This is a genomic window from Rhizobacter sp. P1_G5, assembly GCF_056405435.1.
In genome coordinates this window covers 1-10,939 of record NZ_JBFUCB010000154.1, presented here as the reverse complement: position 1 = coordinate 10,939, position 10,939 = coordinate 1, and the positions used below count along the sequence as shown (strand labels likewise).

Below are 10,939 nucleotides of genomic sequence, written 5' to 3'. Positions count from 1 at the left end.
TGGGGCCGGCCCCAGCGACTCGGTGTTGAACTCAAGGGAGTTTCAGGGGTTGCTTGTCGAGTTGAAGGATTGCACTTTGAGCTTGGCCAAGCAGGCTGACGCAGTGAAGAAATTCTGTTTCAGAGCAGGACATCCTGCATACCCTGTTTTTTGGGACTTTGCCTACGCCTTCTTTGCGGATGGGAAGGTATCAATCCTCATCGGATCCAGTTCCGACTAGCAGCGACCCTTGCGGGCAAGGGCTGGTTGAATACGACGCAGCGTTGATCGATGCACTACGTGATCGCGTCCAGCAACTCGCTCTCGATCTCGATCTGGGTCCGGTTCTGCTGCAAGGCCGAGCCATCGATCAGGAACGTATCTTCGACCCGCTCCCCCAGCGTCGTGATCTTCGCGAGCTGCAGGTTGATGTGGTGGCGTGCCAGCACCCGCGAGATCGCGTACAGCAGCCCGGAGCGGTCGCTGGTCGATACCGACAGCAGCCAGCGCTGGCCGCGCTCGTCCGGGCGCAGCAGCACCCGCGGCGTGATCGGGAACGACTTCACGCGGCGCGACAGCCGGCCACGGCTCGGGTCCGGCAACGGGCCCTCGGCCTTCAACGCGAGCGCCGCCTGCGTCTCCACCAGCGAGATCAGGTCGCGGTAGTGCTGCTCCATCTGCGGGCTGATCACCTGGAAGGTGTCGAGCGCATAGCCGGCACGCGTGGTGTGGATCTTCGCGTCCAGGATGTTGAAGCCGGCGCCGTCGAAGTAGCCGCAGATGCGCGCGAACAGGTCGGGCCGGTCGGGCGCGTACACCAGCACCTGCAGCCCTTCGCCCACCGACGACAGCCGCGCCCGCACGATCGGCTCGGTGCTCGTCACGTGGCGGAACAGCGAGCGCGCATGCCAGGCGATGTCGCCGGCATCGTGCCGCGCGAAATAGCTCAGCTCCAGCGTCTTCCACAGCGGCACCTCGGTGCCCGGCAGCAGCGAGTACAGGTTCAGCGTGTGCCGCGCATCCTGCCGGCGCGCCTCGATCTCGGCGTCCATGTTCGGCGTGGCGCCGCCCAGCGCGCGCAAGGTCAGTCGGTACAGGTCCTCGAGCAGCTTGCCCTTCCAGGCGTTCCACACCTTCGGGCTGGTGCCGCGGATGTCGGCCACCGTCAGCAGGTACAGCGCGGTCAGCCGGCGCTCTGTGCCCACCAGCTGCGCAAAGTTCTCGATCACCTCGGGGTCGCTCAGGTCTTCCTTCTGCGCGATGCGCGACATCGTCAGGTGGCCCTTGACCAGGAACTCGGCCAGCACGGTGTCGTCCTTGTCGAGCCCGTGGTCGCGGCAGAAGCGCCGCACCTCGGTGGCTCCCAGGTCGGAGTGGTCGCCGCCGCGGCCCTTGGCCACGTCGTGGAACAGCGCGGCGATGTACAGCACGTACGGCCGGTCCCAGGTGGAGGCGAGCTGCGAGCAGAACGGGTACTCGTGCGCATGCTCCGGGATGAAGAARCGCCGCACGTTGCGCAGCACCATCAGGATGTGCTGGTCCACCGTGTAGACGTGGAACAGGTCGTGCTGCATCTGCCCGACRATSCGCCGGAACACCCACAGGTAGCGGCCCAGCACGCTGGTCTGGTTCATCAGCCGSAWGGCATGCGTCTGGCCTTCGGGCTGCTGCAGGATCTGCATGAAGATCGCGCGGTTCGCCGGGTCGCGCCGGAAATCGCCGTCCATCACCTCGCGGGCGTTGTACAGCGCGCGCAGCGTGCGCGCCGACAAGCCCTTGATGCCGGGTGTCTGCTGGTAGACCAGGAAGGTCTCGAGGATGGTGTGCGGCTCGCGCTCGTACAGGTCGTCGCTCGCCACCTCGAGCATGCCGGCGCGGTCGAAGAAGTGCGTGCCGATCGGGCGCATCGGCGCATCCTGCGAGCCGTTGATGCGTTCCTCGATGTTGAGCACCAGGATCTGGTTCAGCTGCGTCACCGCCTTGGCCGCCCAGTAGTAGCGGTGCATCAGCTGCTCGGACGCCCGGCGCATCTGCGTGGTCTCGTAGCCGAAGCTCTCGGCCACCGCGGTCTGCAGGTCGAACACCAGCCGGTCCTCGCGGCGGCCGGCCACCATGTGCAGCCGCGCGCGGATCAGGCGCAGCAGGCCCTCGTTGCGCTGCAGCTGCTTCACCTCGAACGGCGTGATCAGCCCCTTCGTCGCGAGCTCGGTCCAGGTGCGGCCCAGGCCCGCCGCGCGCGCGATCCAGACCACCATCTGCAGGTCGCGCAGGCCGCCGGGGCTTTCCTTGCAGTTCGGCTCCAGCGAGTAGGGCGTGTCCTCGTACTTCTGGTGGCGCTGGCGCATCTCCAGCGTCTTCGCGCGCAGGAAGGCCTTCGGGTCCATCGCGGCCGCATTCGCGCGCCGGAAGGCGTTGAACACGCGCTTCGAGCCGCACAGGTAGCGCGATTCGAGCAGCGCGGTCTGCACCGTCACGTCGCCATGCGCCTCGGCGACGCATTCGTCGACGGTGCGCACGCTCGAGCCGATCTCCAGCCCCAGGTCCCAGCAGGCGGTGATGAAGCCCTCGACCGAGGATTTCAGCGCATCGTTGTCGGAGCCTGGCGCGCCGATGCGGGCGTTGTGCAGCGCATCTCCGGGCGGCAGCAGCACCAGCACGTCAACGTCGGAGTGTGGGTACAGCTCGGCACGCCCGTAGCCGCCGACGGCCAGCAGCGCGGCACCCGGCGGCATCATCGCGTGCTCCCACAGGCCGAGCAGCGTCTGGTCGACGTGGCGGGCCAGCGCCCGCACCAGCCGGGTCGCGGCCGGCGCGGTGGCGCGCGACTCGCGGAAGTGCGCCATCAGCGCCGCCTTGCCCTCGCGGAAGCGGCTGCGCTGCTCCGCCAGGCTGCGCGCGGCAGCGGGCGCCGGTGTGTCCACCGTCATCGCCATCGAGGCCACCGTCAGGCGGTGGTGGTCGCGGACGGGGCTGCGGCCGCGGCCGTCACGAAGGCCGGCGGTGGCGGGCTGCCCGCCGACAGCGTCAGCACCTCGTAGCCGGTCTCGGTGACGAGCACGGTGTGCTCCCACTGGGCCGACAGCGAGCGGTCTTTCGTGACGATGGTCCAGCCGTCGCCGGCCTCGCGGATGTCGCGCCGGCCGGCATTGATCATCGGCTCGATCGTGAACACCATGCCGGGCACCAGCTCCTCGAGCGTGCCGGGGCGGCCGTAGTGCAGCACCTGCGGCTCTTCGTGGAACTTGCGGCCGATGCCGTGCCCGCAGAACTCGCGCACGATCGAGAAGCCGGCGTTCTCGGCGAAGGTCTGGATCGAGTGGCCGATATCGCCCAGGTGGATGCCCGGCTTCACCTTCACGATGCCCTTCCACATGGCGTCGTAGGTCATCTGGCACAGCCGGTTCGCGGCGATCGAGCCGTGGCCGACGACGAACATCCGGCTGGTGTCGCCGTGCCAGCCATCCTTGATGACGGTCACGTCGATGTTGACGATGTCGCCCGCCTTCAGCGGCCGGTCGTTCGGGATGCCGTGGCAGACCTGGTGGTTGATCGAGGTGCAGATCGATTTGGGGTAGGGCGTGTAGCCCGGCGGCGCGTAGTTCAGCGGGGCCGGAATGCCTTGCTGGACGTCCACGATGTGGTCGTGCGCCAGCTTGTCGAGCTGCTCGGTGGTGATGCCCGGCTTCACGTGCGGCGTGAGCATGTCCAGCACTTCGGAGGCCAGCCGGCCGGCGATCCGCATGCCTGCGACATCCTCGGCGGTTTTGATCGTGATCGTCATGGGGCGGAATTATTGCACCGACCCCCGTAAAATCCCGGGTTTCCACCGGCAGTCCCTGAACACGACCCGGTCTCCAGAACCCGAAGCTGGCCCCCAACGTGACGTCCACACCCAAGCATCTGCTGCACTTCGAGGGCGGCAACGCCTTGTCCGCCTTCCGCGCCCAGGCCCTGCTGCCGCGGCTGCAGGCGATCAGCCCGCGCATCACCGCCGTGCACGCTCGGCACGTCCACTGGGTGTGGAGCGACCAGCCGCTGCCGCGCGACGCCCACGACAAGCTCGCTGCGCTGCTGACCTACGGCGACGCCTATGCCGGCCCGGCCGACGGTGCGCTGGTGCTGGTGGCGCCGCGCCTGGGCACCGTCTCGCCGTGGGCCAGCAAGGCCACCGACATCGCCCACAACTGCGGGCTCGCGATCCGGCGCGTCGAGCGCGTGACGGAATACCGCCTGGTGCTGAAATCCGGCCTGGCTGGCCTGCTGGGCGCCGCCAAGCCGCTGGAAGCCGGTGAGCTGCAACAGGCGGCCGMGCTGCTGCACGACCGCATGACCGAGAGCGTGCTGCTGCAGCGCGCTGACGCCGCCCACCTGTTCGACGAACAGGCCGGCCGCGCGATGGAGCATGTCGACGTGCTCGGGCAAGGCCGCAAGGCACTCGAGGTCGCCAACAAGGACTTCGGCCTGGCCTTGAGCGACGACGAGATCGACTACCTGGTCGCCGCCTTCACCGGCCTGAAGCGCAACCCCACCGACGTCGAGCTGATGATGTTCGCGCAGGCCAACAGCGAGCACTGCCGGCACAAGATCTTCAACGCCCGCTTCACGATCGACGGCATCGAGCAGGAACGCTCGATGTTCGCGATGATCCGCAACACCCACCAGCTTGCGCCGCAGCACACGGTGGTGGCCTACAGCGACAACGCGTCGGTGATGGAAGGCGGCCCCACGGAACGCTGGCTGCCGCAGGGCTACACCAACGCGCCGCTGTACGGCCCGCGCGAGGAGACGGTGCATGTGCTGATGAAGGTCGAGACGCACAACCACCCGACGGCGATCTCGCCGTTCCCCGGTGCGTCCACCGGTGCCGGCGGCGAGATCCGCGACGAGGGCGCGACCGGCCGCGGCTCCAAGCCCAAGGCCGGCCTGACCGGCTTCAGCGTCTCGAACCTGCACCTGCCCGGCACCAACGAGCCGTGGGAGCAGTCGCCCTACGGCAAGCCCGAGCACATCGCGAGCCCGCTGCAGATCATGGTCGACGGCCCGCTCGGCGGCGCCGCGTTCAACAACGAGTTCGGCCGGCCCAACCTGGCCGGCTACTTCCGCGTCTACGAGCAGACGGTCGGCGGCCAGCGCCGCGGGTATCACAAGCCGATCATGATCGCCGGCGGCCTCGGCAGCATCTCCGACAGCCAGACGCACAAGCTGCAGTTCCCGGCCGGCACGCTGCTGATCCAGCTGGGCGGCCCCGGCATGCGCATCGGCATGGGGGGCGGCGCGGCCAGCTCGATGGCGGCCGGCGCCAACGCGGCCGAGCTCGATTTCGATTCGGTGCAGCGCGGCAACCCCGAGATCGAGCGCCGCGCGCAGGAGGTCATCAACCACTGCTGGGCGCTCGGTGAATCGAACCCGATCCTTGCGATCCACGACGTCGGCGCCGGCGGGATCTCGAACGCCTTCCCCGAGCTGGTCGACGGTGCCGGCCTGGGCGCGCGCTTCGACCTGAGCCAGGTGCCGCTGGAGGAGAGCGGCCTCGCGCCGAAGGAGATCTGGTGCAACGAGAGCCAGGAGCGCTACGTGATGGCGGTCTCGCCTGACGCGCTGCCGATCTTCCGCGCGATGTGCGAGCGCGAGCGCTGCCCGTTCGCGGTGGTCGGCGTGACGACCGCCGAGAAGCAGCTGGTGCTGGACAACCCCGGTTCGGATGACACGCCGATCGACATGCCGATGGAAGTGCTGCTCGGCAAGCCGCCGAAGATGCACCGCGACGTGAAGCGCGTCGAACGCACGCTGCCGGCGCTGCAGCTCACCGACGTGTCGCTCGACAAGGTGGCCTTCGACGTGCTGCGCCACCCGACCGTGGCCAGCAAGCGCTTCCTGATCACGATCGGCGACCGCACCGTCGGCGGCCTGAACCACCGCGACCCGATGGTCGGGCCGTGGCAGGTGCCGGTGGCCGATTGCGCGGTGACGCTGGCGGATTTCCGCGGCTTCCGCGGCGAGGCGATGAGCATGGGCGAGCGCACGCCGCTCGCGACGCTGGATGCCCCGGCCTCCGGCCGCATGGCGGTGGCCGAGGCCATCACCAACCTGCTGGCCGCGCCGATCGAGCTGGAACGCATCAAGCTCAGCTGCAACTGGATGGCCGCCTGCGGCGAGCCGGGCGAGGATGCGGCGCTGTACGACACCGTGCAGGCCGTCGGCATGGAGTTGTGCCCGGCGCTCGGCATCAGCGTGCCGGTCGGCAAGGACAGCCTGTCGATGCGCACGCGCTGGAGCGATGAAGGCGCAGCCAGGCAAGTCACCGCGCCGGTCTCGCTGATCGTCACGGCCTTCGCGACGCTGGCCGACGTGCGCGGCACGCTGACGCCGCAGCTGCAGCCCGGCGACACGACGCTGGTGCTGATCGACCTCGGGCAGGGCCGCAACCGTATGGCCGGCTCGATGCTGGCGCAGGTGCTGAACCAGTTCGGCGATGAGGTTCCGGATCTCGACGACCCGGCGCTGCTGAAGTCGCTGGTTGCCGCGATCAACCAGCTGCGCAGCCAGGGCAAGCTGCTGGCCTACCACGACCGCAGCGACGGCGGCCTCTGGGCGGCTGCCTGCGAGATGGCCTTCGCCGGCCACCTGGGCCTGAGCCTGAACGTCGACATGCTGGTCACCGAAGGCGACGGCATCGCCGACAGCCGCGCCGAGCACGGCGACTCGAAGAACTGGGCCGGGCAGGTCGGTGCGCGCCGCGCCGAGCTGACGCTGAAGGCCTTGTTCAACGAGGAGCTGGGCGCCGTGATCCAGGTGCGCACCGACGCTCGCAACGAGGTGATGCAGGTGCTGCGCGAGCACGGCCTGTCGAAGCACAGCCACGTGATCGGCAAGACCAACGAGCGTGGCGTCGTCGAGATCTGGCGCGACGCGAAGGCGGTGTTCAGCGCGCCGCTGCGCGAGCTGCACCAGGCCTGGGACGACGTCAGCTGGCGCATCGCGACGCTGCGCGACAACCCGGCGTGTGCCGACGCCGAGCACGAGGCCGCCGGCCGCAGCGAAGACACCGGGCTGCACCTGCAGCTGAGCTTCGACCCGGYGGCGCCGGTCGCGCCGTACGTCAACACCGCCCGCCCGAAGGTGGCGATCCTGCGCGAGCAGGGCGTCAACAGCCACCTCGAGATGAGCTACTCGATGGCGCAGGCCGGCTTCGACACCTTCGACGTGCACATGAGCGACCTGCAGACCGGCCGCGCGCGCTTCGACCAGTTCCAGGGCTTCGTCGCCTGCGGCGGCTTCAGCTACGGCGACACGCTGGGGGCTGGTGAAGGCTGGGCGCGCTCGGTGATGTTCAACCCGGTGCTGGCCGAGCAGTTCGCGGCGTTCTTCGGGCGCAGCGACACCTTTGCGCTCGGCGTGTGCAACGGCTGCCAGATGATGGCGGCGCTGTCGCCGATCATTCCCGGCGCGCAGGACTGGCCGAAGTTCACCCGCAACCGCAGCGAGCAGTTCGAGGCCCGCCTCGCGCAGGTCGAGGTGCTCGAGAGCCCGTCGATCTTCTTCAGCGGCATGGCCGGCAGCCGCCTGCCGATCGCGGTGGCGCACGGCGAAGGCTTTGCCGATTTCTCGCAGCGCGGCGACGCCGCCACCGTGAAGCGCGCGATGCGCTTCGTCGACCACGCGGGCCGGCCGACCGAGGCCTACCCGGCGAACCCGAACGGCAGCCCCGACGGCCTGACCGCGGTGACCACCGGCGACGGCCGCTTCACGGTGCTGATGCCGCACCCGGAGCGGGTGTTCCGCAACGTGCTGATGAGCTGGACTTCGGGCGACATTTCCGCCCACAGCCCGTGGATGCGGATGTTCCACAACGCACGCCGCTGGGTCGGCTGAGCGGACCAGGGAGAACAACGATGCACAGCAAGCCAGTCCGCTACCTCGTGCTGATCGACGCCGCCGGCGCATCGATCGCGCGGCTGTTCGACGAGCAGCTGCACCAGCTCAACGAGATCGATGGTGGTTCCGAGGAAGTCGCGGTGATGGTGCGCGGCCTGACGCCGGCGCACTCGGCCAACGACGCCGGGTGGGCGCAGGCGCTGCGCGGCCACAGTGCGCCGGAGCGTGCCGCGGCCCGCGTCTACACCCTCGACGTCTGAGAACGATCCCATGCCCCATTGCATCCTCGAGTGCACGAAGTCGGTCGCGGCCCAGGTGCCGGTCGAGCGGATGATGCGTGCCGTCCATGACGCCGCGCTCGCCAGCGAGCTGTTCACCGTCGGCGACGTGAAGATCCGCGTGCTGGTGCACGAGCACAGCCTGGTCGGCGGCATCGATGCCGATTTCGTCCATGTGTTCGCCTACGTGCTGACCGGGCGCAGCGAGGCCGACCGCAAGAAGCTGTCGGCCGCGATCGTGCGCGGGCTGGCGGCGCTGCTGCCGCAGGTGCAGGCCGTCTCGTGCGACGTGCGCGAGATGGACCGCGCGACCTTCAGCAACCGGCGCAACGCCGGCCTGGACGCGTGACGGGCGTGAGGAGCGAGTCACCGGCCAGCCGGACACCGCCGCCGTGCGTCACGATCGTGATGCCGACCTACAACCGCGCCGCGCTGCTGCCGGGCACGATCGACGCGGTGCTGGCGCAGACCTTCGGCGACTTCGAGCTGATCGTCGTCGACGACGGTTCCGGTGACGACACCGCCGGCGTGCTCGGGCGCCGCTATGCCGACGAGCCGCGGCTGCGCTACCTGCGCAAGCCGAACGGCGGCGTGTCGTCGGCGCGCAACCTGGGGCTGGCGCATGCGCGCGGCGAGTTCATCGCCTTCCTCGATTCCGACGACCTGTGGCAGCCGTGGAAGCTGCAGCTGCAGGTGGCCACGCTGCGGGCGCTGGCGCCGCACGGCGTCGGCATGCTGTGGACCAACCTCGACGTGGTCGACGAGCACGGCCAGCTCGTCCGGCAGGCGCACCTGCGCGATGCGTACTCGGCCTATGGCCAGCTCGCGAAGCACGGGATCGCGGTGTTCGAGCACGAGGCGGGGCTCGCCGAGCTCGTGCCCGATGCCACCGGGCCGCAGGCCGGCACCCGCGTGTACTGGGGCGACGTGCGCTCGCGCATGCTGATCGGCAACCTGTGCCAGCCGTCGACGCTGATGCTGACGCGCGAGCGCGCCGACGCGATCGGCGRTTTCGACGAGAGCATGGTGTCCGGCGAGGACCATGCCTACCACCTGAAGGCGAGCCGCGCCGGCCCGGCCGCGCTGCTCGACGCGAGCGCCGTGCTGTACCGCAAGGGCGCCGCCGACCAGCTGACCCAGCCGGCCTACCGCTGGATGATCGCGAGCAACTACCTGAAGACGCTGCTGCCCGAGGTGGAGCGCGAACGCGAGCGGCGCGGGGGCCGGCTCGACCTGCCGCCGGCGCTGCTGACCGAGACGATCGCGAGCGCCTACGAATGGGTCGGCATGGAGATGTGGTACCGCGAGGACTACGCCGCCGCGCACCGGCATTTCGGCGACAGCCTGCGCCAGCGCTGGAAGCAGCCGAAGCTGTGGGCGCTGTACCTGGTGACGGCGGTGCCGCCCGGGGCGATCGACTTCCTGCGGCAAACCCTGCGCCGCGCACGCCGTTCGACCCACTAGGATCGGGGCCATGGCCCACCACACCGTCCGTTCGCTGCTCGTCGACCTGTCGACCCCGTTCGAGCGGCGCTGGGCCGGTGGCGATGCCTTCCTGACGGCGTTCTTCAACGCGCTGTCGATGAGCTTCCCGGTCGGCGAGCAGTTCTTCATCGATGCAGTGCGGGCCGCCGCGAAGGCCTTGCCGGCGGATGTGCAGGCCGGCTTCGCCGACGAGGTGCAGGGCTTCGTCGCGCAGGAGGCGACGCACCGCCGCATCCACGGCCTGTTCAACGGCCAGCTCGAGGCGCAGGGCCACCGCAACACCTGGGGGCCGCGCGCGGCGCGCCGCATCGCGCGCTTCCAGCGCATGGCCGGCGACCCGCGCCATGCGCTGGCGGTGACGGCCGGCTACGAGCACTTCACCGCGATCATGGCGGCCTGGATGCTGCAGCACCCGCAGCGGCTCGACGGCGCCGAGGCGCGGCTGCGCACGATGTGGCTGTGGCATGCGTCCGAGGAGACCGAGCACCGCAGCACCGCGTTCGACGTCTACCGCGCCGGTGGCGGCAACCACCGCTGGCGCATCCGCTGGTTCCGCGTCGTCACCTTCTTCTTCGTCACCGACGTGATGCGCCAGACCCTGCGCAACCTGTGGCACGACGGTGCGCTGCTGCAGGGCGGCACCTGGCGCAGCGCCTGGCGCCTGCTGTTCGCGAAGGGCGGGCTGGTGCGCGACACCTTCACGCCATGGCGAGCGTACTTCCGGCCGGATTTCCACCCGCTGCAGCAGGACGAGCCGCGCGCCGCAGCATGGCTGCGAGAGAACGCCGGGCAGTTCCGCGAGGTGTAGCGGGCGGGGCCTGGCGCCGCAGGCACCATGCCAGCCATCCGACGCCCAATGCCATCATCAGCGCCGTTGCAGGCTCCGGAATCGCCTGCACCGAACTGAAGGCGAACACCCCCAGGCTCGCGAACATCGGAAGGGGGGAGTCGTTGTGCAGCGTCAACGACAGCGCGCCGAAGGAGTCGGCGCTGTAGGTGAAAGCCTCCGGGCCGCCCGCGTGGGCTTGCGACGCGTCGTCCCACACGGTCGGATCGTCGTCCAGGATCCAGGCGTGCAGGCTGACGGCGTGCTGGTAGACGCTGTCGTCGCTCAGCGTCAGCGTCGCGAGGTTGTAGTTGCCGTCAGGTGCGAACTGGTAGTGCGTCGACAGCGCGTGCGGGTTGCTTCGGTCGAGCGTCGCCAGTCCCGACAGCGTGATCGACCCATGCGGATCCAGCTTCACGAAGCGTTGCCAGTTGATGCTCGCACTGGCGTTGTCGGTCGGCACATCGGTCGCCCAGCTCACGCCCAGGCTGTTCGT

Annotated in this window: 9 protein-coding genes; 6 read left to right on the top strand and 3 right to left on the bottom strand. The window is 69.4% G+C overall.

The genetic code is table 11. The features are described 5' to 3' along the window. Nucleotides 1-220, top strand: a 220-nt coding sequence (locus AC1D12_RS13205) for a hypothetical protein (protein WP_477840854.1), incomplete at its 5' end; no start/stop codon positions are given. Between the two features lie 55 nt (nt 221-275). Here AC1D12_RS13205 and AC1D12_RS13200 read toward each other — a convergent pair. Further along, nucleotides 276-2,906: a [protein-PII] uridylyltransferase gene (locus tag AC1D12_RS13200; RefSeq protein ID WP_477840856.1), complete on the bottom strand. Its 2,631-nt coding sequence runs from the start codon at nt 2,904-2,906 to the stop codon at nt 276-278. Nucleotides 2,907-2,923: 17 nt separating this feature from the next. Continuing rightward, nucleotides 2,924-3,760, bottom strand: coding sequence for a type I methionyl aminopeptidase (map, locus tag AC1D12_RS13195; RefSeq protein ID WP_047513551.1), 837 nt, complete (start codon nt 3,758-3,760; stop codon nt 2,924-2,926). 98 nt (nt 3,761-3,858) lie between these two features. Between map and purL the strand changes: the two genes are divergently transcribed. From purL to AC1D12_RS13170, 5 genes are read left to right on the top strand one after another with little or no spacing between them, the layout of a single operon-like run. After that, the gene (purL, locus tag AC1D12_RS13190; RefSeq protein WP_477840852.1) at nt 3,859-7,851 is read left to right on the top strand and encodes a phosphoribosylformylglycinamidine synthase; all 3,993 of its coding nucleotides are present in this window, start codon (nt 3,859-3,861) and stop codon (nt 7,849-7,851) included. 20 nt (nt 7,852-7,871) lie between these two features. After that, on the top strand, nt 7,872-8,114 hold the full coding sequence (locus tag AC1D12_RS13185) for a hypothetical protein (RefSeq protein ID WP_047513547.1): 243 nt from the start codon (nt 7,872-7,874) through the stop codon (nt 8,112-8,114). 10 nt (nt 8,115-8,124) lie between these two features. Beyond that, complete coding sequence (locus tag AC1D12_RS13180) at nt 8,125-8,481, top strand: 5-carboxymethyl-2-hydroxymuconate Delta-isomerase (RefSeq protein WP_047513545.1); 357 nt, start codon at nt 8,125-8,127, stop codon at nt 8,479-8,481. Next, nucleotides 8,415-9,596, top strand: coding sequence for a glycosyltransferase family 2 protein (locus AC1D12_RS13175; RefSeq protein WP_477840850.1), 1,182 nt, complete (start codon nt 8,415-8,417; stop codon nt 9,594-9,596). The genes AC1D12_RS13180 and AC1D12_RS13175 overlap by 67 nt, the downstream gene beginning before the upstream one ends. A 10-nt stretch (nt 9,597-9,606) precedes the next feature. Beyond that, nucleotides 9,607-10,425, top strand: coding sequence for a metal-dependent hydrolase (locus tag AC1D12_RS13170; protein ID WP_477840848.1), 819 nt, complete (start codon nt 9,607-9,609; stop codon nt 10,423-10,425). Here AC1D12_RS13170 and AC1D12_RS13165 read toward each other — a convergent pair. Beyond that, a partial coding sequence (locus AC1D12_RS13165) for a PEP-CTERM sorting domain-containing protein (RefSeq protein ID WP_477840846.1) occupies nt 10,316-10,939 on the bottom strand: 624 nt, incomplete at its 5' end. The two genes, AC1D12_RS13170 and AC1D12_RS13165, sit on opposite strands and share 110 nt — an antisense overlap.